Annotated in this window: 24 protein-coding genes and 1 riboswitch; of the genes, 6 read left to right on the top strand and 18 right to left on the bottom strand. The window is 38.4% G+C overall.

The window, feature by feature from the left end:
* Positions 1-13: 13 nt before the first annotated feature.
* From AC2TFD_RS05055 to AC2TFD_RS05035, 5 genes are all read right to left on the bottom strand, one after another.
* Positions 14-982 carry a sugar phosphate isomerase/epimerase family protein gene (locus AC2TFD_RS05055; RefSeq protein ID WP_484675151.1) on the bottom strand — a complete coding sequence of 323 codons (969 nt, stop codon included), beginning with the start codon at positions 980-982 and terminating at the stop codon, positions 14-16.
* The gene (locus AC2TFD_RS05050) at positions 979-1,998 is read right to left on the bottom strand and encodes a Gfo/Idh/MocA family protein (protein ID WP_484675150.1); all 1,020 of its coding nucleotides are present in this window, start codon (positions 1,996-1,998) and stop codon (positions 979-981) included. Before AC2TFD_RS05050 ends, AC2TFD_RS05055 begins: the two co-directional genes overlap by 4 nt.
* Entirely contained in the window at positions 1,995-3,029 is a 1,035-nt protein-coding gene (locus AC2TFD_RS05045; RefSeq protein ID WP_484675149.1) for a Gfo/Idh/MocA family protein, read from the bottom strand. The genes AC2TFD_RS05050 and AC2TFD_RS05045 overlap by 4 nt, the downstream gene beginning before the upstream one ends.
* A gap of 2 nt (positions 3,030-3,031) precedes the next feature.
* The gene (locus tag AC2TFD_RS05040; RefSeq protein WP_484675148.1) at positions 3,032-3,754 is read right to left on the bottom strand and encodes a ThuA domain-containing protein; all 723 of its coding nucleotides are present in this window, start codon (positions 3,752-3,754) and stop codon (positions 3,032-3,034) included.
* 108 nt (positions 3,755-3,862) lie between these two features.
* Positions 3,863-4,621 carry a sugar phosphate isomerase/epimerase family protein gene (locus AC2TFD_RS05035; RefSeq protein WP_484675147.1) on the bottom strand — a complete coding sequence of 253 codons (759 nt, stop codon included), beginning with the start codon at positions 4,619-4,621 and terminating at the stop codon, positions 3,863-3,865.
* A 130-nt stretch (positions 4,622-4,751) separates the two neighbouring features.
* Between AC2TFD_RS05035 and AC2TFD_RS05030 the strand changes: the two genes are divergently transcribed.
* Complete coding sequence (locus AC2TFD_RS05030; protein ID WP_484675146.1) at positions 4,752-5,528, top strand: helix-turn-helix domain-containing protein; 777 nt, start codon at positions 4,752-4,754, stop codon at positions 5,526-5,528.
* Positions 5,529-5,573: 45 nt separating this feature from the next.
* Here AC2TFD_RS05030 and AC2TFD_RS05025 read toward each other — a convergent pair whose 3' ends face one another.
* The 3 genes from AC2TFD_RS05025 to AC2TFD_RS05015 all read right to left on the bottom strand — a co-directional run bounded on the left by AC2TFD_RS05025 (position 5,574) and on the right by AC2TFD_RS05015 (position 10,045).
* Entirely contained in the window at positions 5,574-6,401 is an 828-nt protein-coding gene (locus AC2TFD_RS05025) for a glycerophosphodiester phosphodiesterase (RefSeq protein WP_484675145.1), read from the bottom strand.
* Between the two features lie 204 nt (positions 6,402-6,605).
* On the bottom strand, positions 6,606-8,192 hold the full coding sequence (locus tag AC2TFD_RS05020; RefSeq protein ID WP_484675144.1) for a response regulator: 1,587 nt from the start codon (positions 8,190-8,192) through the stop codon (positions 6,606-6,608).
* Positions 8,189-10,045: a sensor histidine kinase gene (locus AC2TFD_RS05015; protein WP_484675143.1), complete on the bottom strand. Its 1,857-nt coding sequence runs from the start codon at positions 10,043-10,045 to the stop codon at positions 8,189-8,191. Before AC2TFD_RS05015 ends, AC2TFD_RS05020 begins: the two co-directional genes overlap by 4 nt.
* A gap of 144 nt (positions 10,046-10,189) precedes the next feature.
* On the opposite strand from AC2TFD_RS05015, the gene AC2TFD_RS05010 reads away from it, so the two are divergent.
* The 4 genes from AC2TFD_RS05010 to AC2TFD_RS04995 all read left to right on the top strand — a co-directional run bounded on the left by AC2TFD_RS05010 (position 10,190) and on the right by AC2TFD_RS04995 (position 14,375).
* Positions 10,190-11,158 (top strand): carbohydrate ABC transporter permease, encoded by a 969-nt coding sequence (locus tag AC2TFD_RS05010; RefSeq protein WP_484675142.1) that lies wholly within the window; start codon positions 10,190-10,192, stop codon positions 11,156-11,158.
* The gene (locus AC2TFD_RS05005; RefSeq protein WP_484675141.1) at positions 11,158-11,985 is read left to right on the top strand and encodes a carbohydrate ABC transporter permease; all 828 of its coding nucleotides are present in this window, start codon (positions 11,158-11,160) and stop codon (positions 11,983-11,985) included. The genes AC2TFD_RS05010 and AC2TFD_RS05005 overlap by 1 nt, the downstream gene beginning before the upstream one ends.
* A gap of 88 nt (positions 11,986-12,073) precedes the next feature.
* A complete protein-coding gene (locus AC2TFD_RS05000) occupies positions 12,074-13,366 on the top strand; it encodes an ABC transporter substrate-binding protein (RefSeq protein ID WP_484675140.1) in 1,293 nt (430 codons plus the stop codon).
* Positions 13,367-13,619: 253 nt separating this feature from the next.
* Positions 13,620-14,375, top strand: coding sequence for an SDR family oxidoreductase (locus AC2TFD_RS04995; RefSeq protein WP_484676269.1), 756 nt, complete (start codon positions 13,620-13,622; stop codon positions 14,373-14,375).
* A gap of 477 nt (positions 14,376-14,852) precedes the next feature.
* Here the strand turns inward: AC2TFD_RS04995 and AC2TFD_RS04990 are convergent, their stop codons facing one another.
* The 7 genes from AC2TFD_RS04990 to AC2TFD_RS04960 all read right to left on the bottom strand — a co-directional run bounded on the left by AC2TFD_RS04990 (position 14,853) and on the right by AC2TFD_RS04960 (position 19,788).
* Positions 14,853-15,245, bottom strand: coding sequence for a globin domain-containing protein (locus tag AC2TFD_RS04990; protein ID WP_484675139.1), 393 nt, complete (start codon positions 15,243-15,245; stop codon positions 14,853-14,855).
* A gap of 82 nt (positions 15,246-15,327) precedes the next feature.
* Positions 15,328-15,732, bottom strand: coding sequence for a VOC family protein (locus AC2TFD_RS04985; protein ID WP_484675138.1), 405 nt, complete (start codon positions 15,730-15,732; stop codon positions 15,328-15,330).
* Between the two features lie 228 nt (positions 15,733-15,960).
* Entirely contained in the window at positions 15,961-16,512 is a 552-nt protein-coding gene (locus AC2TFD_RS04980) for an ECF transporter S component (RefSeq protein WP_484675137.1), read from the bottom strand.
* 24 nt (positions 16,513-16,536) lie between these two features.
* The gene (locus tag AC2TFD_RS04975) at positions 16,537-17,379 is read right to left on the bottom strand and encodes an energy-coupling factor transporter transmembrane component T family protein (protein WP_484675136.1); all 843 of its coding nucleotides are present in this window, start codon (positions 17,377-17,379) and stop codon (positions 16,537-16,539) included.
* Entirely contained in the window at positions 17,372-18,259 is an 888-nt protein-coding gene (locus tag AC2TFD_RS04970) for an energy-coupling factor transporter ATPase (protein WP_484675135.1), read from the bottom strand. Before AC2TFD_RS04970 ends, AC2TFD_RS04975 begins: the two co-directional genes overlap by 8 nt.
* Positions 18,259-19,119: an energy-coupling factor transporter ATPase gene (locus tag AC2TFD_RS04965; protein WP_484675134.1), complete on the bottom strand. Its 861-nt coding sequence runs from the start codon at positions 19,117-19,119 to the stop codon at positions 18,259-18,261. Before AC2TFD_RS04965 ends, AC2TFD_RS04970 begins: the two co-directional genes overlap by 1 nt.
* A 174-nt stretch (positions 19,120-19,293) precedes the next feature.
* Positions 19,294-19,788 carry a hypothetical protein gene (locus tag AC2TFD_RS04960; RefSeq protein WP_484675133.1) on the bottom strand — a complete coding sequence of 165 codons (495 nt, stop codon included), beginning with the start codon at positions 19,786-19,788 and terminating at the stop codon, positions 19,294-19,296.
* A 164-nt stretch (positions 19,789-19,952) separates the two neighbouring features.
* Positions 19,953-19,997, top strand: a riboswitch (PreQ1 riboswitch).
* A gap of 8 nt (positions 19,998-20,005) precedes the next feature.
* On the opposite strand from AC2TFD_RS04960, the gene AC2TFD_RS04955 reads away from it, so the two are divergent.
* A complete protein-coding gene (locus AC2TFD_RS04955) occupies positions 20,006-20,491 on the top strand; it encodes a QueT transporter family protein (protein ID WP_484675132.1) in 486 nt (161 codons plus the stop codon).
* Between the two features lie 66 nt (positions 20,492-20,557).
* Here the strand turns inward: AC2TFD_RS04955 and AC2TFD_RS04950 are convergent, their stop codons facing one another.
* The 3 genes from AC2TFD_RS04950 to AC2TFD_RS04940 all read right to left on the bottom strand — a co-directional run bounded on the left by AC2TFD_RS04950 (position 20,558) and on the right by AC2TFD_RS04940 (position 25,981).
* Positions 20,558-22,837 (bottom strand): glycoside hydrolase family 3 protein, encoded by a 2,280-nt coding sequence (locus AC2TFD_RS04950; RefSeq protein ID WP_484675131.1) that lies wholly within the window; start codon positions 22,835-22,837, stop codon positions 20,558-20,560.
* Between the two features lie 544 nt (positions 22,838-23,381).
* Positions 23,382-24,155 (bottom strand): response regulator transcription factor, encoded by a 774-nt coding sequence (locus AC2TFD_RS04945; RefSeq protein ID WP_484675130.1) that lies wholly within the window; start codon positions 24,153-24,155, stop codon positions 23,382-23,384.
* The gene (locus AC2TFD_RS04940; protein WP_484675129.1) at positions 24,155-25,981 is read right to left on the bottom strand and encodes a sensor histidine kinase; all 1,827 of its coding nucleotides are present in this window, start codon (positions 25,979-25,981) and stop codon (positions 24,155-24,157) included. The genes AC2TFD_RS04945 and AC2TFD_RS04940 overlap by 1 nt, the downstream gene beginning before the upstream one ends.
* Positions 25,982-26,024 lie beyond the last annotated feature (43 nt).

Raw genomic sequence — 26,024 nt, 5'->3', positions numbered from 1 at the left:
TTGATGTCTGTACCTATACCCACCACATTTGCGAAACAGGCTCTTCAATTAAAACAGACTTCAAGTTGGCTACCGCACGTTTGAAGCCTTCTTCAATAGACATGATTGCATCCTCATGCTCAATACTAACAACATAATCATATCCATAGGTCCGAAGCGCACTCATCATATCTGACCATTCTTTTATACTATGTCCACAGCCAACTGATCGGAAGGTCCACGCGCGCGTTCTTAATTCTCCATAAGGCTGCATATCCGTTAATCCATACATATTCACATTTTCCTGATCAATGTATGTGTCTTTCGCATGAAAATGGTGAATTGCATTTTCTTTTGCTAATATTTTGATTGCTGCAACGGGATCAATCCCCTGCCACCATAAATGACTTGGGTCTAAGTTTGCACCAATGGCGTCACAAGTTTCCTCTCGAAGTTTTAAAAGTGTGTAAGGTGTGTGTACTAAAAAGCCCCCATGAAGTTCCAGCCCGATTTTTACATTGTGTTCCTTCGCATATTGGCCAACTTCTTTCCAGTATGGGATTAATTTTTCTTCCCATTGCCATTGTAAGACTGAGCCATATTCGTTCGGCCATGGGGTGACCGGCCAGTTTGGATATTTCGCTCCTTCATGATCTCCAGCAGTACCGGAAAAACAGTTAACAACTGGTACACCCAAAAGTGAAGCTAGTTTAATGGTTTTTAAGAGTGTTTCATGAGAATTTTTGGCGAATGCCTCTTCAGGTGAAATAGGATTGCCATGACAGCTAAACGCACTGATTATTAGATTCCGTTCCTCGACTTTTTGAATGAATTGCTTGCGGGCTTCCTCACTCTCTATTAATCCGTCTAAATCACAATGACTGTTTCCAGGGTAACAGCCAGTTCCAATTTCAACTGCATGAAGGCCTGCTTCCTTAACAGTATCGAGCATTTCTTCAAACGACTTTTCCGCAAATAGGACGGTAAACACCCCTAGTTTCATAAATGATTTCCCCCGCTCTCATATATTCGATCAATGATCTGTGAAACCTGAAGTGCCTCTTCTGGCTTCACTACCAACTCTTCAAGACCTAGACAAGTATTGATAAAATTCTTTGCTTGAAGAAGACCTGGTTCATCATCACCAGGTAACCAAGCTGGCTCACTATTAAATAGCATTCCGTTTTTCGTAGTGTAAAGTTCAAATGGAAAAACACTTAGGCCTCCGTCTACACCTGAAATACTGAGGTGCTCGGCGTCATCCTTTATGTTGGCTGCCCATGATGTTTCAAACAACATAGAAGGTCCACCTTCAAATTGAATATAGGCAGTCACATGATCATCGACATTAAAGGTTTCATGATTAAACGAACCCCATTGATTGACTTGATTAGGTGTCTTACTTAACGTGTTATAGACGGTGCCTGTCACCGTGAGATGTTTTGGATTGCCCATCAGCCAAAGAGCTAAATCTAGCAGATGACAGCCATAATCAATTAAACTGCCGCCTCCCTGCAAGTCTTTATTGGTAAACACTCCCCATCCGGGTACTTTGCGGCGTCTTAATGCCTGAACCCTTACCACAAGCGGTGTCCCTACATCTTGCATGACCTTTTGGGCTGCTTGGGCTTCCTTCATAAAACGGTAATGGTAGGCAATGGCAAGAACTTTATCTGCCTTTTTAGATGCGGCGACCATCTTCTCACATTCCTCCGTACTTAACGCCATCGGCTTCTCACACAATACATGGACTCCCGCTTCAAAAGCAGCAATTGTGATTTCTGCGTGGAATTTATTTGGTGTGCAAATACATACTGCATCAACCTGTGAAAAAAGATAATGATAATCCGCAAAAACTTGAGGGATGTTATATTTATCTGCAGTTTCCTGTGCTCGTACAATGTTAATATCACATAGTGCTGTAATTTCACAACAATCATTTAGTTGAATAAACGCAGGGATATGGCGGCTTTGAGCAATACCGCCAACCCCAATGATTCCAATGCGAAGTTTTTTCATCGTTCTTTCACTCTTACAATTTGTTTTGTTTTGTTGGACTCGAGTGCTGCCAAAATAACCTCCAATGATTTCATACCTTCCTGACCGGTTACAGGTACATCTTGATTATGAACAACTGAATCCACAAATTTATCAATCACATGTGAATTTTTCTGACCACCAGCGTCATTGGACTGAATTTTGCCAAGCTGATAATTCACTACTTCACCGTTCGCAAATTGAACCACTAAAGAATTCGTTGGGTCATCTTCTAAACGAAGAATGGCCTTCTCTCCATAAATAATCGTAGAGTTATCTTCCTTGCTTACATAAGCCCAGCTTGCCGCAAGGGTTCCGATAATACCACTTTCGGTTTTTAGGACACATACCGCATTATCATCAACATCAGCGAAATCTTTTGCGCTTGTTTCCACAAAAGAACCTACTTCTGTAATTTCTTCACCTAGAACATAGCGAAGTAAATCGGTCTTATGAACTCCCAGGTCACCCATGGCACCAACAAATGCTTTTTCTTTTTGAAAAAACCAGCCTTCTTTACCCTCGACACTCCAGCCTTCTGGTCCTCCATGACCAAATGCTGTTCGGAAACTATAAATTTTACCGATTTCTCCGTCCTCGATTAACTTGCGTGCCCTTTGATGAGATGGTACAAACCGCTGATTATGCCCAATCATTAACTTTTTGCCGCTTTCTTTTGACGCTGCAATCATCGCTTCAGCTTCTTTTTTTGAAGTAGCCATTGGTTTTTCACATAGAACGTGAATACCTGCATTTAATGCAGCAATCGAAATTGGGGCATGAAGATAGTTTGGTGTGCAAACACTGACTGCATCCACTGAACCGCTGCTTATTAACTCTTCGTAGTTCGTATAGGCTTTAACACCATATTTTTCTGCCACGCTAAGTGCACGATCCTCATTGATATCACAAACAGCAATGAGCTTCACATTTTTATTCGATTGATATTCAGGTAAATGACGGTGCTGGGCAATGCTGCCACAGCCTATTACACCTACTCGTAACTTTTCCATATTTACTTTCCCCCAATTACTTCAAGTGGTTTAGCATTTCCATAAACCGGACGTTCACGCTTTACCGGCGCTGCCCATTTCACCGCATTGGTAATGACACGTTGAATGTCTGTATTGTGGTAAGTCGGATAGGTTTCATGACCTGGACGGAAATAGAATACTTTTCCGTTCCCGCGTTGGTATGTACATCCGCTCCGGAACACTTCTCCTCCTTCAAACCAGCTTGTAAAGATCAGTTCATCTGGCTGCGGGATATCAAAATGTTCCCCATACATTTCTTCTTTTTCTAATTCAATATACTCAGAGATACCTTCTACAATCGGATGACTTGGATTTAAGACCCAAAGTCTTTCTTTTTCGTCTGCTTCCCGCCATTTTAAATCACAGCTTGTTCCCATTAAGGTTTTAAAGATTTTGGAGAAATGTCCGGAATGAAGAACAATCAGACCCATGCCGTTAAGAACACGCTGCTGAACCTTTTGAACGATTTCATCCTTTACTTCACCATGTGCTAAGTGCCCCCACCAAACTAATACATCTGTATTTTTCAGAACTTCATCCGTTAAGCCATGCTCCGGTTCGTCTAAGGTTGCTGTTCCTGCAGAGTATCCTTCGGCCTTAAGAAATTCAGCGATTGCACCGTGGATGCCGTTAGGATAAATATCCCTTACAACTGGATTTTTTTGTTCGTGACGGTTTTCATTCCATACTGTTACGTTTACCATAATAAACATCTCCATTTTCAGTTTACTTTATCTCTCATTTTAATAGATTAAACAATTATTGAAATGGCTTACATTGACACGTAGGGTGGAAAATATTGAACTCAATACCTACTTATCCTTCAATAATTTTAAGTAATTCATGCTGATTTCAATGCTTTCAAAGGGTGAACGGCGGCAAACATCCTGCTCGATTACCCACCACTTGACTCCGTTTTCCTTTCCTTTTTGGATCACGGCTTCAATATCAACACCACCAGTTCCAAGCTCAGCAAAAAACTGTTCATCATCTGTCGTCATGTCTTTCAAATGAATAAGCGGTGTTCGATTTTTATAACGATCCATCCACTCAACCGGATTTTCACCCGCTTTCGTCAACCAATACACATCCAGCTCTGCCTTTAGATTGTTCGCGTTTGTTTTATCAAAAATAGTTTCAAGGATTGTTCTGTCATTGAATATGCGCTCTAGTTCAAAATCATGGTTATGATAGGAAAGGATGATGCCTTCCTGATGACAGGTTTCACCAGCTTGATCTAGAAATGTTATTAGTGCTTTGTAATCCTCTTTCGTGCGGCGATCTGGCAGCAAGTACGGACAGACCACATAGTTACTTCCTAATATTTTCTGATTTTCAATAACTTGACACAGATTGTTTTCCAATTCTTCCAGCGGCACGTGGCTGGCTGCTGCCCTTAGCCCAAATTCATTCAATAACCCCTTTACCTCTTTGGCAGTCAATCCGCCATACCCCGCAAATTCAACACCATCAAAACCAAGTTCAGCTACTTTTTTTAACGTTCCAGCAAAATCTTGTACACACTCTTCCCGCAAGGTGTACATTTGGACAGCTATTGGAATGCTGGTCATAACTTCTCCTCCATTTCTTGGAACCTTCCTTATTTGATTACATCTTAACGGCTGTTTCTGTAATTAAACATAGATGATATAATTAAAACATCTATTATTTTGCTATTTTTATAAAAAAAGAGGAATGGTTATGACCACAAATATACTTTTTTGCGGCTACTCGTTTCACAGAAATGGATATCATTCGCAGCATAAATCCGGATACCCCTCTTATCTATTCCGCTTGCAAACAGATGGACTTTGTGAGGTAGTAGTGAAAGGTAGAAAAATGAAGCTCGAAAAAGGGGACCTGCTGCTTATAAAGCCAGGGGATCACTATGAACTTCTAGTAAATGCAGGCCAAAAAAGTGGCGACTATCACTTAGTCTGCGAAGGCACATGGATAGACGAATGGTGGAACACTTCCGAAAAACCGGATGTCTCCAGTATCGATTTGGATGATAAGCTGCTAGTTCTATGGCGCCATATCATGATTGAAAAACGTCGTCCCTCTTCCAGCCAAAACGAAGAGCTCACAAGCTATTTGCTGCGAGCTCTCTGCTTAACTTTAGAACGGGCCATTAATGAAACAGTGCCTTCTTTCAACGCTCCCTATTCTGTGACAAGGATGATGCGATATATAGAAGAACATGCTACGACCTCACTTAAAGTCGAGGATGTGGCTAGGCATGCTGGTCTTAGCATCTCGCGGTCCGTTCATCTTTTCAAAAGCAGCGTTGGAAAAACGATGATTGAATATGCCCTTGAAATCCGTTTATCCGCTGCAATTGAGCGAATGAAATACACATCCTTGACACTCGAGCAAATTGCCGTGGATTGCGGCTTCGGCAGCTATCCATACTTTCATAGAGTATTTCATAAGAGATATGGCGTTGCTCCCGGGGTATACAGACGTCAAGAATATTAGAAAAAAGAGGGATGAAAGCTTTCCCTCTTTTTGTAATAGTTTGTCCTATTTTCTTGGATCTACATAATCAGGATAATCGGTAATAATTCCGTCCACGTTCATATCTAAAAGAAATTGAGCTGCTTCATGGCTGCGAACTGTCCAGGATTGGATTTTCATTCCAAGAGAGTGCACTTGATCAACCAATTCTTTTGATACGATTCCGTAGCTTGGGTTAAAGTAATCCGCATAGGTTGCAAATTCTTTCAACGCTTGTTCTGTTGTGTGGGCTCTATTGGATGTAAGGACACCAATCGGTACCTTTGGAAGCAAGCTGTTTGTTATTTTCATAGATTCAAAATTAAACGATTGAATAATGATCTTTTCATTTTGAGGTTTATCGAGGTTTCGTTCTTTTAATTTCTGTGCCACTTGTGCTTCAATCCCTGGATAAAGCTCAGGTGCCTTTAATTCTATTAAAATCCCAACTTTTCCACGATAACGGTCAAGAACTTCATCGAAAGTAGGGATTTTTTCTCCTTTAAATTCTTCACCTTTCCAGCTGCCAGCGTCAAGGCCTCTGATTTGTTCAAAGGTTAAATCCTTAACATTGCCTGTACCATCAGTTGTTCTGTCAACCGTTGTGTCATGAATAATGACCAATTCCCCATCCATGCTTCTTTGGACATCAATTTCAATATAATCTGCTTTCATTTCGACGCCTTTATCAAAAGCGGCAATCGTATTTTCCGGTGCATACCCTGTTGCTCCGCGGTGGGCAACAAGATCCACTTGTCGTATTTCCCCAGTTGTTTCTGCTGCAAAAGCCTGTTGAAAAGGATTAAATAATAAACTAAAAGCCAGGCTCGCTCCAATTACAAATGCTTTTTTCATTTTTCTCCATCTCCCTTTTATATGCTGTTACTACAAATAAAATTGTACGGGAGAATTGTTTAGCCAATATGTAGTTACCATTTAGACTTAATTAAAGTCATGTAAATAAACATAGTGAATTACTCATAGATAAATTTACAAAAAATTCATTCTATTTCCTATTGTAAAAAAAATAAGCAGAGCATAGAATCCTATCTCTGCTTATCACTGTTTCACATATTCTGCACGATATTCATTTGGCGTAATGCCCTCAACCTTTTTAAATACCTTTCGAAAATACTTGTCATCCTGATAGCCAATCATGGCAGCAATTTCATAGATTTTTAGCTGACTATTTTTTAATAATGATTTTGCCTTTTTCATTCGGATGCTTACAAGATAATCGGAGATATTCACTTGGAATTCTTGTTTGAATTTCCTAGAGATATATTCTCTGCTGATGTAAAACTGCTCAGAAATTTCCTGCAGCTTTACATCTCGGTCGAAGTTTGCCTGCAAATATTTTTCTATGTCATAAATAATGTTACTATTTTTCTGGATCGAGCTTCGCTTTACTTTTTTCAAAAAAACCACTATCTCACGCTTAATTCGCTTCACAAGTTCTTCCAGCTGAAAGGAACCGTTTTGATCGAAAAATATATCGACTCGTTTTTCGATCTGGTCTGAAATTTCAATCGAAATATTGAAATTCTTATACCAGCGGCGACTTATAACGAGATATTCATTTTCAAAATGGAGCAGCTGATGGAGGGATAGGTACCCGTCTTTGGTAAAATCTCCAATGATTTGCTGGATCACGTCACCAAAAGCCTCAATTTCTCCCGCTTGTACCGCGAGCTCGATACTTGAGGAATACGCAATTAGGCTTCTTAAGGACGGGGAAGGTTTCGTATCCGGCATGTAAACTCTAGTTTCCTTAACTATTAAAATATTACTGTTTAATAAAACTTTTTTTGCATGCTCATAGGAATCCATTAACATAGAACTATTGTTCACCTGTTTCCCAACAGCAATCGGACAGGAGATTCCCAATCCATTCTTTAGCGTCCTATAGATTTTGATTAAAAGCTTTTCTATTTGCGGGAACTTATCCCAAAAGATAATCACAATTTCTCCCTTATTGGATAAGTAACGAAAGCCAATCCCACATTCATTTTCCATCAAAATTTCATTAATGATATTTAGAACGGTGAAGTAGGCTAAGTCCCGGTCACCTTGAAACGTCTCAATCGTTTTTCCGCCTACTCGAACCAGTGCCACGGTATAATTATGAGATAGATGAAAACCAAATTCTTCATAGGAAGCTTCCTTTAAAACTAAGCTATTCATCAACTGGGTTAGCTTACGATCACGATAAACAGGCTTCATTTCATTGATTAATTGTATACTGCTTACTTTGCTATTCCGTTCCGCTTCTTCCTTTTTCCATTCCTTTACCACTTTTTCCAGCGTCGCATTTAAAATACTAGGGTCAACTGGTTTTAATAGATAATCGGAACTGCCAAAATGAATAGCCTTTCGCATATACTGATAATCATCGTAACCGGTGACCACAATTGTCTTACTATTAGGATGGTGCTCTTTTATCCACTCAAGAAGCTGTGTCCCATCCATTTTTGGCATTTTCATATCTGAAAAAATAATCTCAGGCTTTAACTTTTCAATCAGCAAAATGGCTTCTTCACCATTTCCTGCTTCATAGATTTCACAAATTCCATTCTCTTCCCATTCTCCAAGCAGCCTAATACCTTCCCGAACATGTTTTTCATCATCAACGATTAACACTTTCATGAGTGCTCCACCTCTTTTGGCATTTCCTTTGGAATTTGGATGGTTACCGTAAAACCACCTTCCTCATTCCGGTTAATTATCAGGTTTGCCTGATTGTGATAATAAATCTGCAAACGATCATAAATATTTTTTAACCCTATTGATTCTCTTTGCTTGTCTGTCTTTGAATTACCATGAAACAGTTCCTGGCGGATTTTTTCAAGTTGATCATTACTTGGACCAATCCCATTATCCTTCACATGGATAACAACTCTATTGTCATTCTCAAAAAGGGCCTCAATTTCAATCCATGCATTTTCTATGCGCTGATCAAATCCATGCTTAAAACAATTTTCTACGATGGGCTGTAAAATCATTTTCGGAACATGTATCTCTTTGACTTCTTCCTCGATATTCAGTTTAAATTCAAACTGCTCGTCAAATCGCTGTTTTTGTAAGGATAGGTAGGATTTCACATGGTTCAGCTCTGATCCAAATGAAACAATATCGTCCTTCATATTCATACTGTATCTCATAATATTCGATAACGATGTCAGCAAGGAATACACAGGGACCGCATTCGACTTGAGCGCTAACGTTCCTATTGATTGAAGGGCGTTATATAGGAAATGAGGATTGATTTGCGATTGCAGCACCCGCAGCTGTGACGCCTTATTTTCTATCTCCAATTTATACTCACTCTCAATCAACTCATCCATTTTCGCAAGCATTAGTTTAAAATGCCTTCCAAGCATTCCGATTTCGTCGGTACCTAATGAATCGAAATCTGCCTTCAATTCACCTTTCTCGACTTTTTTCATATTGCCAATTAACACTTTTATAGGAGCTGTAAGCTTAAAGGAAACAAACATGGTCCCGAGCATTGCAAATACGAGTGTAGCAAATCCAATTAAAATGTTAATTAGGGCAGTTTCTCTAGCTCCTTGATAAAGCACATCGTATGGGATTCTTTTCACAATTGACCAGTCCTTAAACGAATCCGTAAATTTCCCGTAAACGATGACGCCGGAAAAATGATCATCCTTCCACTCAAGGCTTTTCCCGCCTTCCGGCTCCTTTTTCACTTGCTCAAACCACTTTTCTTTATTTTCCATTCCAATTTCATTTTCATTGGAAGAGTAAATAATCATTCCCTTTTCATTCATAATATAAAGATCTTCGACGTCTTTCGTATATAATCGATCGGCTATTGCACTAATTTTAGAAAGATTGATATCGATTGATAAAAACCCTAATACATCTGCTAATGGTACATCCTGAATCACATTGTGGAAGCTTAAAACATTGACCTTTTGAGAATTAGGAATAACGGATATATTGTTATAACTATAAATCTCATGCGGAGGTTCAATAAGAGAATAACCATCAACTGCGGTTAACCGTCCATAGTAGGGGTGGGAAAATATATTCTCATACTTTGCCCTGCCGCTGATTCTTGAATGATAGTTGGTGTAGGACTCCTTGTCTTCATGAATATATAAATGCATTTGTTCAATTTCCGGACGTGAATTAAACAAATAAGCTAGCACCCTGCGGACTTCTTCTTGATTTACAACTAAGTTCGAGGAGACCCCATTACGCATCACATTAATAAAAGGAGTGTACCGATATAGGACAGATGACATTTGGGCAACATCATCCAAATATACGGATAGCTCTTCCTGACCTTTTAACATCAAATCATGATTCAATGTTACAGACCGATCATTAAGTGACTTCGTTGTATAAAAATAAGTTACGGTAATGGCCGTCCCAAAAGGGAGAACTGTTGCCAACAATAAAAAGAAGATTAGCTTTTTTCTTATACCCCATCTCATTTCATCACGGTTACGAACCTTTCCCCCTTGTGTCATTTTTTAGAACATTGTAGCACAACATTTAGCTCTCTTTCATCGTGCAACATTTTGACCTGTTCAATATTTTCCACCCTAGTGGTCAATGTAAGCCATTTCATATTTTTTTGCAATCACTAAAATAAGGGTATGGAGGTGCAGGGAATGAATAACGAAAGTAAGCTGGATACAGTTAAGGGGGCGGCCCTCGCAAATCAGAAAAATACGAAAGCAGCTGAGTCTGTTTCTTTTCTGAATAAGAAGAAATGGAAGGAAGCAGGGTTATTTACTTTATTTGTAGGACCTGTTTTATTAGCTTTTATCCTTATTGTTTTAATCCCTTTCTTTACAGGCATTTATTATGCCTTTACCGATTGGAACGGAGTTACAGGTTCGGTCAAATGGGTGGGTCTGGATAATTTCAAATACTTATTTACCGAGGACAAGCAATTTCAACAGTCCTTCATTCTTACGACAAAATATACAGTCGTTGCCATTATCTTAACAAACCTTATCGGGTTTGGATTGGCCTTACTAGTAGCGCAGAAGTTAAAAACTAAGAACGTTTTACGTACTGTGTTCTTCATGCCTAACTTAATTGGTGGATTGATTTTAGGATTTATCTGGCAGTTTATTTTTGTAAAAGGTTTTGCTTCCATTGGTGAGTTAACGGGGATCCCTCTTTTTGAGCTAGCATGGTTAGGGGATGCCAAGACTGCATTTTGGGGAATCGTTATCGTCAGTGTTTGGCAGGGTGCAGGTTACATTATGATTATCTATATCGCTGCCCTCCAGAACGTACCGCAGGAGTTAATCGAAGCAGCAAGAATTGACGGAGCGAATCGCTTCCAAGTCCTTCGTCATATCACAATGCCGCTTGTTGCACCAGCCGTAACCATTTGTTTATTTTTAACCACCGCATCATCCTTTAAAGTCTTTGATGCAAACCTGTCATTGACAAACGGTGGTCCATTTAAGTCAACAGAAATGCTGGCGCTTAACATTTATACAGAAGCGTTCGTTAATAACCGCTACGGGATTGGTGAGGCAAAAGCATTAATTTTCTTCATTATTGTAGCAGCGATTACCATTCTTCAAGTTACGATTTCTAAGAAAAGGGAGGTTGAATCCTAATGGGCAACAGGTACACATGGAGAACATCTATTGTTGAAATCCTTGCAATCCTGCTCGGTCTTATTTTCTTAGTCCCATTCTATTATGTGTTTTCAAACTCCTTGAAACCATTTGCTGAGATTTTAACCAACACATCGGCCTTGCCTAAAGTGTTAATGTTTGATAACTATGTAAACGCATTCGAAAAATTAGAGTTTTTAACCGTATTTAAAAATTCATTAATCATTACCATTGGCAGTAATATCGTTCTCGTAATCTTTTGTTCGATGGCTGCGTATATGCTCGTTCGAACCAAAAAGAAAATCAGCAATATCATTTTCATGACATTCGTTGCTGCGATGATCATTCCATTCCAATCGATTATGATTCCGCTTATAAAAACGGCGGGGAACTTGGGACTTTTAAACAGCTTATGGGGACTTATCTTTATGTACCTTGGCTTTGGCTCTGGAATGACGATCTTCTTGTATCACGGTTTTATCAAAGGAATTCCGTTAGAGCTTGAAGAAGCTGCCATTATTGACGGCTGTTCACGGTTTGGCGTGTTCTGGAGAATTGTTTTTCCATTATTAAAACCAATTACGGTCACCATTGTTATCTTAAACAGCTTATGGATTTGGAATGACTTCTTATTACCATCCTTAGTGCTTCAAAATCCAGAGTTAAGAACGATTCCATTGGCAACTTTCTTCTTCTTTGGGCAGTATACAAAGCAATGGGATTTAGCACTTGCAGCATTAGTAATCGGAATTATCCCATTATTAATCTTCTTCTTTAGTATGCAAAAACACATTATCCAAGGAATTACCAGCGGTTCTATTAAGTAATTTGTTCGGGGAACACCTTTTTGCTGTCTTAAATAACAGACAGCAGAGATATAAAAATATATCATTATTATTCTAGGGGGAAAACCAAATGGCATTCAAAAAGTATTCAATCGTTGCAGGTTTACTATCCGCTTCACTACTTTTAGGCGCATGTTCTAGTGACAGTACATCTGGAGATAAAAAAAGCAGCGGTGGTAAGGACGATAAAGTAGTAGTTGATATCTTCCAAGGGAAAGTTGAAATTGCCGACCAGTTAAAAGCTTTAACTGATGAATATACAAAACAAAATCCAAACGTGACGTTTAATATTGAAACAGTAGGCGGCGGTGCGGATGGTTCTGCAGCTCTGAAAGCTAAATTCGCATCTAATCAAGCACCTGATATTTTTACAAATGACGGTGACCAAGGAGCTCTAGTATGGCAAGATAAATTTGAAGATTTATCTGACCAGCCTTGGATAAAGGATACCTTTGAAGGTACTTTAGATGGAATGACAATCGATGGAAAAGTATACGGTATGCCTTTTAATATGGAGGGATATGGTTTTGCATACAATAAAGAGTTATTTAAAAAAGCCGGGATTACGAAACTTCCAACGACATTTTCTGAGTTAGAGGAAGCTGCGAAACAGCTTGATGCAGCAGGCATTACACCATTCTCAATTGGATATGCTGAATGGTGGGTATTAGCTAATCACGGGATGAATGTTCCATTCGCATACCAAGAAGATCCAGATTCTTTTATCAAAGGTTTAAATGAAGGCACTGCTAAAATAGAAGGAAATAAAGAATTCGATAATTTCTTTAAGCTATTAGATTTAACAATGAAATACGGCAACAAAAATCCTTTAACCACAGACTACAACACTCAAGTAACACTATTTGCTACAGGTGAAGCGGCAATGATTCAGCAAGGTAACTGGATTCAGCCAATGCTAGATAAATTAGATCCAAACCTAGAAGTTGGTTTCATTCCATTAGCACTTAGTGATGACCCAGCTCAATCAGATAAATTAATGATTGATGTACCAAGCAACTGGGTTATCTATAACAAAGCACCGGAAGCAGACAAAGAAGCTGCCAAAGATTTCTTAAACTGGATGGTTACATCTGAAGAAGGTAAAACAGCATTGACGAAGGAATTTAAATACATTCCAGCCTTTAAAACAATTGAAGCAGCCCCAGAAGATATTGGTGCTCTAGGTGCGGACCTTCTTAAATATTCAAAAGAAGGAAAAGCCTACCAATGGCAGTTTATGAAGTATCCTGATGGAGCAGGTCAAGAATTTGGTGCAACCCTGCAAGCATATGTAGGCGGCCAAAAAACAAAAGAAGAAGCCATGAAAGCACTTGATGCAACCTGGGCTAAATTGAAAAAATAAAAATACTAAAAAAGCACATCAATAGAGTCTGATGTGCTTTTTTTTCAAGCTATCCACATTAAAATCATGCATCCGAAACCAAATTTAGCTATGCGCAACTAAATTCAGTCATCCGCAACTAAATTTAGCCATGCGCAACTAAATTCTAGACATCCGCAACTAAATTCAAGACATCCGCAACTAAATTTAGCCATGCGCAACTAAATTTAACTATCCGCACCTATAATCATCAGACTTTAAGGGAGGTATTTTTATCTATAATCTAAATGGCAATATTGCATTAATTACAGGAGTCAGTAATGAAAATGGGATTGGAGCAGCTATTTGCAAAAAATTAGCTTCTGAAAGAGTAGATATATTCTTTTCTCATTGGGGTTCTAGTACCGATTGGGTAAAACACTTTAAAGACAGCATCAGAGAATATGGTATTCGTTGTGGAAGCTTAGAAGTCGATTTGTCTGATCCAAGTGCACCATATAAGTTGCTGGATGATGTTACTGCTGAACTAGGTTCTCCTGCCATTCTCGTTAATAATGCAGCACATTCAACAAGAGATGGTTTTTTGAATTTAGACGCTAAAACCCTTGATGATCATTATGCTGTAAATATGAGAGCCACCTTTCTATTATCAGTTGAATTTGCACGTCGTTTTAGACAATCCCAAAAAGCAAATGGCAGAATTATTAATCTTACATCCGGGCAAGCACTTGGACCAATGATAGGTGAATTGGCATATGCAGCAACTAAGGGGGCTATTTCTGCCTTTACTCTTACCTTATCCGCTGAGCTTGCCCCTCTTGGTATAACTGTAAATGCAGTAAACCCTGGTCCAACGGATACTGGTTGGATGAATGAAGAAATAAAGCATGCATTGATGCCAAAATTCCCTTTAGGACGAATTGGAATTCCTGAAGACGCTGCTAGCCTAGTTGCATTCCTTGCAAGCGAAGAAGGTCAATGGATTACAGGACAGGTATTGAATTCAGAAGGAGGTTTTTTAAGAAGCTAGGGTTTTATTAACAAAAAAGGGTGACCAAGTTTTTTGGTCACCCTTTTTATAGGCTGTCGAGAAAATAATGACAGTCACGATTTTGTTTATAAATTAATTCACTGCGTATTATATAGGTGGATCGCACTGATTTGTCCTAATCCTTCTAGCGGCTCGCAACGATTTGTCCTCAAGACCCCCTATTAAGGACTAATCCTTCTGGCGGCTCGCAACGATTTGTCCTCAAGACCCCCTATTAAAGACTAATCCTTCTGGCGGCTCGCAACGATTTGTTCTCAAGACCCCTTATTAAGGACTAATCCTTCTGGCGGCCCGCAACGATTTGTCCTCAACCTGCATTTACAATATTAAATAAGTAATCGAGAAAAACACCATTTCTCGAAAACCTAAATTGACCATAGAGGTCTATTCAAAGTACTTTAGTAATTCGTCGCTCAGAAAAAAGGGTGACCAAGTTTTTGGGTCACCCTTTTTACTCTATTCTTTATCCGGACTATTAACCATTATTCCAGCTACCTGCGTTAACCGATCATAAAAAGCGAGCCCTGCTGGTTGATCATAAAGGCCAATCTCTTGAAAGGCTTCCTTCATACAGCGAAGCCAGCATTGTGCTCTTCTTGGAGTAACCTCAAAAGGAAGATGACGATGTCTCATGGCGGGAGGACCGAATTCCTGGCTATACAGAGCAGGACCACCTAGAAATTGCGGAAGAAACATTCGTTGCTTCCTCATAATTTCCTCCATATCCCCTTCGAACAACGGTCTTAATTCAGGATCCGCATATACCCTAGGGTAAAAAGCAGCTACAAGTTTATCAATGGTTTCCTGCCCGCCGATTTCACTATAAAGTGATTTAAAATTATATTCCATACCCACACCTCTTTAATTCATTGCTTTCTTTAGATTATAAAGATAAGTGCGACGGTTTTTCGTGATTTATATCACACTTTTTTTAATTTTCGCTTGGTGCTACTAGTTCTACTTTGATACGATCTGGATCTTCAAAATAAACAGCGTAATACTCGTTTCCTCCCGCGTATGGATGCTTGTTTTGATATAAAATTGGGATTCCTTTCTCTCTTAATATCTCGGTTATTTCATTAACATGTTCCTTAGACCTAGCATGAAATGCAAGATGGTTAAGCCCTACTCTGCAGCGATGATAGGGAATGTCCAAAAATCTTTCTTCGGCTTGTACAAAGACAAGATAGGTTTCCCGGTATTTCCAGCTAATGCCGGACTCCCATTTTTGAAATTGTTCGTATCCTAATTTAGGTAACAACCAGCCCCAAAATTCGATACTTCTAGGAAGGCTTGATACATATATCTCAACATGATGTAACATACTATTCCCCATTTATCGTTCATTTAACGTCTTCTCAAGATTGAAGATATTTTAGCATTAAAATACTCATTAAAAAAGGGCTAACCTGTACTCACGTCCAAAAGTGACAGGTTAGACCCTTAAAAAGTTTTATAATTTTTCACCGCTAGTAGCAATGACATCCTTATACCAGAAGAATGATTTAAAAAAGGATGCAATTCATTAATCTACAAAACGGTAAAACACGGAAAGAATACTGGATTATAAATCCTCTGAAATTCTAGATTTTTTCCGTTTACCAATTTGTTTCCATGCCAAGACGACAGCTAGTGTCACAATTGTACCTACGATGGCTTCAGGAATCCCACTGGTAAGGGCAACCGTCCAAGCTACCCCGGCCGCCATATAACCTCTCACGACAGCCATTGTTAAAACGAGTGCCGTATTTGTTAAAGTTCCTAAAAATGCTGCGGCACCAATGGCAAGATACTCGCTTTTCTTGCGAATCCCAACGTACACAAGCCATGCAATAACCCCAATAAAAAGCCGCGGCAGTATGGCAACTAATGGATCCTTAAATAAGGGCACCGTTGCATTTAAGAAAGATGAAACACCAAATATTAGTCCAACAATTGCACCCACAACTGGTCCTTGCATAATCCCCCCAATAATAGCAGGAATATGCATGATGGTGGCATTTCCAGCCGCCGTAGGGACAGGAATATATCCAATACGGGTTACCCCTAAAAGAATAGCAATCGCTCCAAGGACACCAGCAATAACAATATTTCTAACCGTTAATGAACCCTTCATTCTCTTTCTCCCCTTAAAATTTATCTAATATGGAAATGGATAAAATAGTAATAGTAAAGATACTAGTATCCCAAAAATTAATATAATATAATCTCGTCCAAGTGCTTTGTAAACCGAATAGGCACTTCTATCATTCCCGGGTGTATAGCAGCGGGATTCCATGGCTAAGATGAGATCCTCTGCTCTGGATAACGCAATCGTAAATAAAGGGATAATAATCGGAAACATATCCTTTGTCCTTTGAATGATTCTCCACCATTCACCGGAACCGAAATCTGCTCCTCTGGATGCTTGTGCCTTCATCATTTTTTCCATTTCAATCGCAAATGTTGGAACAAACCGAATTGCAATGGTAATAATTAATGAAATTTCATGGACAGGAAACTTCACCTTTTTCAAAGGGCTTAAGAGACTTTGAATGGCATGGGTTAACTCCGTCGTTGAAGTTGATAATGTAAGAACACTGCTTAGTAAAATAATTTCCACAAACCGTACGGCTGAAACAATCACCAAACGAATACTCTCACTCGTAATCAAGATAAATCCATATTCAAAGAATACTGTTCCGCCAGAAAAAACATTTCCTTGGAAGATCAGCTGCAGGACAGCTAATAGAATGATAAAGGGAATAGCCGGCTTGATACCTGATAAGCCATAACTGATTGGTATTTTGGATGCCCAGAATAAATAAATAGATAATAGCAGACCGAAAGCATTTCCCAAATAACTAGTATTGAGAGCTATGGCTAAAACCAGAATGGTGAACACGAATAGCTTTATTCTCGGGTCCAGCCGATGGATAAAGGAACCCGTCGGAACGTATTGACCAATAGTAATATTTCGTGATAGTTCAAATTCACTAGCCATGATTCTCCACCTCTCCACCATTGGTGAGAACCTTTACAATTTCGTTTGCTGCTTCTGAGACCGTAAAAGCAGCAGTGTCTACATGGTAACCCAAGTCTTTTAACCGATATAATACCTGTACCGTTTCAGGTGTTCCAATTTGATATCGCTGAAGGTTATCCTTGTCAGTAAAAATTTCCTCTGGCGTCCCTGATAGCACATCCTTACCATTTGCCATTACATAAACTCTGTCTGCTAAATAAGCGACTTCTTCCATATTGTGTGAAACGAAGATAACCGTTAAGTTTTCGATTTTATTTAAGGATTTTATTTTATCCAACAACTCATTTCGAGACCTTGGATCAAGGCCAGCTGTCGGTTCATCAAGAACCAAAATCTTAGGCTTTAACGCTAAGATTCCAGCGAGTGCTACTTTACGTTTCTGCCCTCCGCTTAAGGCAAATGTTTGCCTGTCCTTCATTTCATCAAAATTCAGGCCGACCATTTCCATCGCCCATTTAACTCGTTCCCTTACTTCCTTCAAGGGCAAACCAAGCTTAAACGGTCCATAGGCAATGTCATCACCAATCAACTTCTCAAATATTTGGTCCTCAGGATTTTGAAAAACAAGGCCAACCTTTCTTCTTAACGCTTTTATATCAAATCGTTTTTTCGATAAATCTACTCCATCAATGATGACTTTCCCTGAATCAGGACGGATTAGACCATTAAAATGCTGAATTAAGGTGGATTTCCCTGATCCGGTATGCCCTATAATCGCAATGCATTCCCCTTCATTGACGACCATACTTGTCCCCTTTAGAGCCTTATGCTCCATCGGAGTTCCTTTCATGTAAGTATGACCTAGATTTTCTATCTCTATCATTGGCTTTCCAGGCATCAAACCATCTCCCTGCTCCTTGCTTGTGATACTCTATTTACTTCTTTAATCAGTTCATCTTCTTGGATTAACTCATTTGAAAAAGATGAAATTTGCTGATGGACCTTTTCAGCCATCTGGTTAACGGCTGGTACATCAAGCTGCAGATCCATAAGTACTTGTTTATGTTTAAAAATATCACGAGGTTTACCGTCCATTACAATTTTACCATCTTCGACCACAATAATCCGGTCTGCTTCCGCTGCCTCGGACATGCGATGGGTTACGGTAATAATCGTCATTCCCATCTTATTCAGCTGCCGTATCGCCTGAAGGACTTCATTTCTGCCAAACGTATCGAGCATGCTTGTAGACTCATCAAATACGATGCAATCCGGTTTCATCGCGAGCACTCCCGCAATAGCCACTCTTTGCTTTTGTCCTCCAGATAGGTGGTGCGGTGGTCTTTTTCGGAATTCAGACATTTTTACAACCTCTAACGCTTCATCAATTCTTTGTTTCATCTCTGCCCTTGGTACTCCAGTATTTTCTAACCCAAAGGCTACGTCTTCCTCCACGATGGTCGCAACAATTTGATTATCTGGATGCTGAAACACCATACCAACACCTTTACGAATAGCGAGCTTTTTGCTTTCGTCTTTGGTATTATAGCCTTGCACCCAAACATCGCCCGAAGCCGGTGTCAATAGCCCATTAAAATGCTTGGATAACGTTGACTTACCAGATCCGTTATGACCAATAATCGCTAAATATTCACCTGGGAAAATGGAAAAAGAGACATTTTTTAAAACATCAACAGCAGAGTTTTCATTGATCTTATATGAAAAAGATACATCATCAAAAACAATAATCGGTTTCATCCAGTCCCCCCTCTCACTTTACTTTATTAATATTCTGAATATTATTCAACCATAGTTATGTTTTCATTAGAAATATAATAGCACGAAGTCTTCAATGGGGGTATTCTGAAGTATTAAATTATTTTTTAAAATAGTAGCAAATCATAATGTTTTGAGCTTCCTATCGATAATAAGTTACGAAAAGATTCTTGTAAGCAGTGATTTCGTTTTATTAGGTGCTACTTTGCTGTCTATCAGCCATTGAAATCCATACATAACGACGGCATTGGCTGTTAATAAAAGTAGAGCTTGATATTCTTTCAATTTAATCAGAGATACAACGCCTAACTTTTTTAACCAAGCGACAAAAATATAGACATGAAAAAAATCTACTCCAAGATTAAGGAACGTATAACGCAGAAATTTACCATATGTATATTTTAGGATCCATATTGCTCCTACAAAAAAAGGTCCTGCGATAAATGGTATTTCCGCCATTGAATTCGGGAATATTTTTGGATAAACTCTCCACCAGCTCTTTCGGTGAGCATAAACACACTGCCCCCCAAATAAAATGCCAATAAACAGTGAAGTAAGGGAAAATCTTTTTAATGCCTGCCTTCCAAGGAATGGTACCGTCATCCACGGCAATATCATGATAACCAGCAAAAGCTTCCTTCTAAAATCCATCGATCACAAATCCTTTTTTACCTTTTAGAATGCACAAAAGGGGAAAATTTATCCAGAATTTTTACATAAAATATACTTTACTAACATAATTTATTAAATGAGGATAAACTTATAACTTCTTGTTGACTAGTAGAATGATATATACTAGTATAGTATTTTGTCAATAAAACGTGGTTCGAGAACCTCCCACGTAAAAAAACTAAGGAGATAATTGAATATGAAATTAAAAACACTTGTCGTAAACGCGATTTTGGCAGCTTTATATATTGCTGTATCCGGATTAATCGCACCCTTCGGCTTCACAAATGTGCAATTTCGTGTATCCGAAATGTTTAACCATCTAGTCGTTTTCAATAAAAAATACATCTTCGGAATCGTTTTGGGTGTATTTTTTAGCAACCTATTCTTTTCACCAATGGTTGCCTATGACCTCATTTTCGGTGTCGGACAATCGGTAATTGCCTTGACCATTACCATCCTATCCGCACGTTTTATCAAAGGAATTTGGACCAGAATGGTGCTCAATACGGTAGTATTCACCTTCACGATGTTTATTATCGCCTTTGAATTAAACTTGGCATTTGAATTGCCATTCTTCTTTACCTGGCTCACTGTAGCAGCAGGAGAATTTGTTGTCATGGCGGTGGGTATGCCAATAATATATTTTATTAATAAACGAGTTAATTTCGAAAAAAGGATATAGATAAAAGAGATGCTGCTTCAGGGAATGAAGCAGCATCTCTTTTTGGATTCAAACTATAGTTTTGAACTATTTTTTTACGTTTTCACCGGCATGGTCAGGTTTACCAACAGCTTTTCCGTTGTTGCCATCGCTGTAAGAAAGACCAAATCCGTATTCATATTTGTCACCATTTTTATTTACATATTCGAAATCTGCATATTCTTCAGGTGCAAAGCTTGGAACATCTCCGACTTCCTTTTCTACCGCTTCTGCACTAGCTGGAATAGCGAATGGAAGTTTTCCTGCAGGTTTGAATTTTCCAGTGATTACATCAAATACTGCCTCTTGCAGAGTACCAAAAGTACCAATTAATGCAGCAGCATTTGGTTCAAGTTCGTTAATTAACCATTGGTTAGTAAAGTTTACCGCAGTAATTGTTGGAACAGCTTTTTGAATTTCAATGATTCGATCTAATTCAAGAATACCTGTTGTTTCATTAACATCAATACGTGGGTTATTATCCCAGTTAGATTGAGTTGGTTTAATATATAAATATGCATGAGTTGCTTGATCAACACTATCTACTAACGTAATGTTAGGGAATTTTTCTTTGAGCATTTTCTTTAAGTCCGCATTAAATGCAGCAGTTTGTTTTGCTGATTCTTCATTAATAGTTTTTTGAGGATTTGGATTATTTCTTCCTGGAGCAACTCCAATAAATCCTTCAACATATAGTTTAACATCTTTTAACTTTCCATTCGTTAATGGTAATAGTTTTTTACCACCATCGATTTTATCATTACGCATGAGAACGACTGACTTTTGATGTGCTTCATATGCTAATGCTCTGTGTTCTTCATTGTTCGCAGCAGCAATAGCTTCAGCAGGATTTACATATGGGTCTTCAAATAAACCTAGTGTCATCATTTCTGATAGCGTATACGTAATGGATTCGTCAACTTTTGATACATTTACTAAACCTTTGTTAATTGCCTCAATTACATACTCTGGATTTGCACCACCTGAAATAATATTGGTTCCTGCATTTAATGCTTTGGCTACTTTTTGTGCATTAGGAATTGGATTTCCATCTTCATCAACTAGGAAGCCCCATGCGCTACCCGCAACTGCACCCGAGTCAGAGTTAATATATCCTTGGAAACCAAGACCTTCACGTAAGTAATCTATGATTCCTTTATTTAGAGTCATACCAACTTCTTCAAATTGCTGAGTTTCACTATACGGTTCTAAACCTTGATCAGCACTATCGTTACTTGGATATGCGTAATAAGGCATTACCGATGCTACACCAGCTTCAATCGCTCTCTGGAAAGGTGGAATGTGATACTTTTCCATGCTTCCTTCAGTAGGGTAAATGTTAAAGCTGCCGTTTGCAAAGTGAGGATCTTGTCCATCATCACGAGCTCCACCGCCAGGGAAGTGTTTAACTGTGATAGCTACACTGTCTGTACCAAGTTTTTCAGTTTGGAACCCTCTGACGATCTCATAATTCATGTCACCAACTAATTTTGGATCTTCGCCGAATGTCTCCTCAATTCGTGCCCAAAGTGGATCTGTTGCAACGTCAGCCATATATCCATAAACCTTACGAATACCAGCAGCTCTCCATTCCTGACGGGCAATTTCCGCAAACTCACCAACAGCTTCTACATCCCGTGCCGCTGCTAAACCTAATGTTCCTGGCCAGAAAGTATGTTGATCCTGAACATTCGTAATATTTGTATAATCTGTTGAGGCAGAGTTTCTTGGATTTGAAGTAATCACAACCGGAATACCTAATTCTAGACCCTCTGCTAATTGTTGCATTTGGTTATTATAATTGGCAATATCGCCTAAGTTTTGAGTTAGACGGTATATAACATGGCGCATTTGCTTGTTAATAACATTATTTGCATTTGCTTCGGTTACAAATTTCCCATCTGCTCCTGGATCAGCCACTGGAGTGTGAGTAGTGATATACATCAATCCAGCTTTTTGCTCAAGTGTCATTTTACTAATCAAATCCGCTACACGCTCCGAAACTGGCTTTCTCCAGTCTTCGTAACCATCTAAGCTTTTATTTCTATTTGCATCTCTAAAATATTTGCCGTTAATTTCAAGAATAAGATCTTGAGTTGCTACTTCAATTTCTGGTTGACCTTCAGCTTTTGGAATTTTATAAGTTGTAATTGAACCCCGGCCAGCATAAGGAGTAGCTTCTCCTTCTTCACCTGTGTACCCTTGGTCATCTGCAAAAATTGCCTGTGGTCCAATAACTGGAGCAACTAATGATAGAGTTAGTGCGGTTGCGAGAAGCTTTTTTCTTAGTTTAGAAGATTTTCTAATTTGTTTTGATAATGAAGCCATTTTTCTTCCCCCTTTTTTATATTGAATGCGTTTACAAATTATGTCTATGTTCAATATATAATTAAGATTAGACGACCAAGTAGTGAGTTTTTTTAGGTATATTTGTAGTTTTTTTATATTTAGAATATTTAGATAATAAGACCTATGACTATCTTCCTTCTTATGCAAATGCTGTAGTTATATTTATCTATTGAGTTCCTCTCTACTAAAGAAAGCTTCTTTTTAACACAGCCTAAAAAAAGGCTGTTTTCGTAAACTTTGTTGCTTTCTGTACGATTTACCATTAAATTAAAAGGCTACTTCTAAAAAGGTTTGATGAATCTAAGAGGCATGTATCGAACCAGAAGTAAACAGACAAGCTTGATCAAATTCCGAGTCAAGGTGTCCGAACCAGAAGCAACTTCAGACAAGCTTGATCAAATTCCGAGTCAAGGTGTCCGAACGATATGCGGCTTAAACAAAAATAATAAATTAATAACCTATAATAAAAACAACAATCTTTGCCAAAACAGTCAAAAAAAGAATCAGAATATAAGTTTCTGATTCATCTTATCTTATTTAATTTTCCATCACCCGTTTTGCTTTTGATATTGCGATACTCTGATGGAGAACATCCCACTATTCTCTTAAAATTATTACTAAAATAGGCTAAATCAGAATATCCTACTCTTTCAGCGATTTCTGACATCCTTAAGGTTGTATGATGCAATAAACGCTTACTCTCTTCGATTCTTAATTCTGTTATATAATCAACAAATTTTATATTAAGCTGTTGTTTAAACAGCTGGCTAAGGTAGCTGGGATTGATATGAATACTCTCCGCCACTTCTTTTAACGTGATTTGATCTAAAGGCGTTTTCTCTATATATTCCAAGACACGGTCAATCGTCGATAATGGGAGATTATCTTTTTCAGAAACAATCGTTTTACTCGTTAATTCTTCATTGCTAATTTTAGTTAACCATTTCTCCAAACAAACCTTTAATTCCGTTTCTTCAATTGGTTTAAGGAGATAATCCGTAACACCACTCCGCATTGCTTGCTGGACAAACTGAAACTCATCATGGACAGAGATTACAATAACATCATATGCCCCGTTTAGACTACTAAGTTCCTTAACCAAAGTAAGTCCATCCATAATCGGCATTCGGATATCCGTTAGTACTAGGTCCACCTCATTCACTTTAATCCAATCCAAGGCTTCCAATCCATTTTGACATTCGTGGACTACTTCCAAGGGAAGATTCAATTTATTTATGGTCCACTTAAGAGCAGTCCGTACCCATCTCTCATCGTCAACTAACAAGATTCTTTTCATTACATCTCACCTTCATCACTCATTTCCTTCATAGGCAGCACCATCTCTACCACTGTTCCTACTCCCAATTGACTCCTAATACTTAGTCCATAATCTTGGCCAAACACGTGATGAATCCTTTGCTGAACATTTAAGATACCGATGTTTTGTCCATCATAGTTTGCTGTTTTTTGATTAATTTTTTTTGTAAGATCATCTAAAATATGGTTTGGTATCCCAGTACCTGTATCTTCAATTCGAATCATAAAAGAAGACTCAGAATGGAGAACGACGGAAATGGTAATCCTGAATTTTTGAATAAATTGACCATAGGCATGAACAAAGCAATTTTCAACTAATGGCTGAAGTGAAAATTTTACAACCTGCAGCTGAAGCGCCCATTCTGGAATATTTATTTCATACTCAAATCGTTCCTCGAAGCGAAACTTTTGAATCTGCAGATACGTTTTACAAAATTTAATTTCCTCCCCTAGACTTACAGTTGACGAATCATTTTTAAGATTATAGCGGAGAAGCTTTGCCAAAGAAAATGACATAATGGCAATATTTTCCTGATTTTCTTCTAATGCCATCCCTCTAATGGTTTCTAAGGAATTGTATAAAAAATGCGGATTCATTTGGGACTGAAGCATCTTAATTTCAATCTCCTTTTGTTTAAGTGACATTTCCGTTTCACGTAATTTAGAAACATATACTTCTTCAAGCAGGTTAGAGAGTTTTTCAACTGTATTATTAAAACCCGCTGATAGCTGCCCAATTTCATCATTTGATTCCACTTGTACCCTGCCGCTTAGATTTCCGATTTCTACTTCCTTCATAAACCGCTTTAGGCGCCGGATAGGGCGAATGATGCTGGTGGCAAAAACAAAACCAATTGAATAAGCAATGGTCAACGAGATTAAGATTGTCACGATAATGGTGTTTCCAATTTGTATAATTCCCCCCGTTAAATCTTTATAGGGTACTGCTGTAAAAAAGCCCCAGCCTAGATTCGGGGAATATGTATAGGTAACAAAATCCTTCCGCTTATTCTTTAATATTTGTGTCCTGCTTTCTTTATTTTGAAGTTGTAAGAGCTGGCTGAACTCAACCTTTGTGCCTAGCTTTGTATAATCGGGATGATAGACATAATGCCCTTTGGCATCTAATATAAAGAAATATCCGTTTCTACTAATGGTTACTTTGTTTGAAATTTCTTCAATTCTTCTAAAATTTATATCCATAATGAGCATTCCGACAGGGAGCAGAGTATCCGGATTGTATAATCTTCTGACAAGTGAAATCACAGGCTGTTCTTTATCCTTAAGTTTAAGAGTTCGGGTTACTAACATTGGCATTCCGTTTAACGGTACAGATGAATACCAATATTCTCCTTTTATTTTTACCGAAGGATAGAAATTCCTTAGCCCGAGCGTATCAATGACAATATCATCATCCACTAAAACGGTGATATTCGATATATCCGCACGAGAATACGCTGCATATTTCAAGGTATTCCGTGCCGCTTCCACTACATTAGCATTCTTTTCATTTTTAAAAAGACTTGATACTTCTGGAGAGTTAATAATTTTTAAGCTAGTAATCTCAAACTCCTGTAAATAATATTCAATATGGGATTCTACTTGTTCAATAACTTGTCCGCTGTATTGTCTATGCTCATTTTCCAATTCAACTGATGAACGGGCATATGAAATGATTGCCACGGAAAGGACAGGAAAAATAACGAGAAAGCTGGAAAAAATACAAAGCTTCGTCATTAGAGATTGATTTTTCAAGAGAATATATCGTTCAATAAAGTCATCTAATTTCTTCCGCCGCGTCTGCATTCTTCCACTTCCTTATTTCTATTCTTACCTATAATAAAAACAG

The sequence above is a fragment of the Neobacillus sp. plas4 genome, assembly GCF_057221695.1.
Note: the sequence above shows the minus strand (reverse complement) of the source record. Positions and strands in the feature narration are given on the sequence as shown.

Coding starts and splice junctions, on each gene's coding strand:
- AC2TFD_RS04975 (WP_484675136.1), bottom strand. CDS start 17,379: ATGGCTAGTGAATTTGAACTATCACGAAATATTACTATTGGTCAATAC.
- AC2TFD_RS05000 (WP_484675140.1), top strand. CDS start 12,074: ATGGCATTCAAAAAGTATTCAATCGTTGCAGGTTTACTATCCGCTTCA.
- AC2TFD_RS04940 (WP_484675129.1), bottom strand. CDS start 25,981: ATGCAGACGCGGCGGAAGAAATTAGATGACTTTATTGAACGATATATT.
- AC2TFD_RS04970 (WP_484675135.1), bottom strand. CDS start 18,259: ATGCCTGGAAAGCCAATGATAGAGATAGAAAATCTAGGTCATACTTAC.
- AC2TFD_RS04950 (WP_484675131.1), bottom strand. CDS start 22,837: ATGGCTTCATTATCAAAACAAATTAGAAAATCTTCTAAACTAAGAAAA.
- AC2TFD_RS05045 (WP_484675149.1), bottom strand. CDS start 3,029: ATGGAAAAGTTACGAGTAGGTGTAATAGGCTGTGGCAGCATTGCCCAG.
- AC2TFD_RS05015 (WP_484675143.1), bottom strand. CDS start 10,045: ATGACACAAGGGGGAAAGGTTCGTAACCGTGATGAAATGAGATGGGGT.
- AC2TFD_RS05035 (WP_484675147.1), bottom strand. CDS start 4,621: ATGACCAGCATTCCAATAGCTGTCCAAATGTACACCTTGCGGGAAGAG.
- AC2TFD_RS04985 (WP_484675138.1), bottom strand. CDS start 15,732: ATGGGGAATAGTATGTTACATCATGTTGAGATATATGTATCAAGCCTT.
- AC2TFD_RS04960 (WP_484675133.1), bottom strand. CDS start 19,788: ATGGATTTTAGAAGGAAGCTTTTGCTGGTTATCATGATATTGCCGTGG.
- AC2TFD_RS05020 (WP_484675144.1), bottom strand. CDS start 8,192: ATGAAAGTGTTAATCGTTGATGATGAAAAACATGTTCGGGAAGGTATT.
- AC2TFD_RS04980 (WP_484675137.1), bottom strand. CDS start 16,512: ATGAAGGGTTCATTAACGGTTAGAAATATTGTTATTGCTGGTGTCCTT.
- AC2TFD_RS05030 (WP_484675146.1), top strand. CDS start 4,752: ATGACCACAAATATACTTTTTTGCGGCTACTCGTTTCACAGAAATGGA.
- AC2TFD_RS04945 (WP_484675130.1), bottom strand. CDS start 24,155: ATGAAAAGAATCTTGTTAGTTGACGATGAGAGATGGGTACGGACTGCT.
- AC2TFD_RS05055 (WP_484675151.1), bottom strand. CDS start 982: ATGAAACTAGGGGTGTTTACCGTCCTATTTGCGGAAAAGTCGTTTGAA.
- AC2TFD_RS05025 (WP_484675145.1), bottom strand. CDS start 6,401: ATGAAAAAAGCATTTGTAATTGGAGCGAGCCTGGCTTTTAGTTTATTA.
- AC2TFD_RS05050 (WP_484675150.1), bottom strand. CDS start 1,998: ATGAAAAAACTTCGCATTGGAATCATTGGGGTTGGCGGTATTGCTCAA.
- AC2TFD_RS05005 (WP_484675141.1), top strand. CDS start 11,158: ATGGGCAACAGGTACACATGGAGAACATCTATTGTTGAAATCCTTGCA.
- AC2TFD_RS04990 (WP_484675139.1), bottom strand. CDS start 15,245: ATGGAATATAATTTTAAATCACTTTATAGTGAAATCGGCGGGCAGGAA.
- AC2TFD_RS04965 (WP_484675134.1), bottom strand. CDS start 19,119: ATGAAACCGATTATTGTTTTTGATGATGTATCTTTTTCATATAAGATC.
- AC2TFD_RS05040 (WP_484675148.1), bottom strand. CDS start 3,754: ATGGTAAACGTAACAGTATGGAATGAAAACCGTCACGAACAAAAAAAT.
- AC2TFD_RS04955 (WP_484675132.1), top strand. CDS start 20,006: ATGAAATTAAAAACACTTGTCGTAAACGCGATTTTGGCAGCTTTATAT.
- AC2TFD_RS05010 (WP_484675142.1), top strand. CDS start 10,190: ATGAATAACGAAAGTAAGCTGGATACAGTTAAGGGGGCGGCCCTCGCA.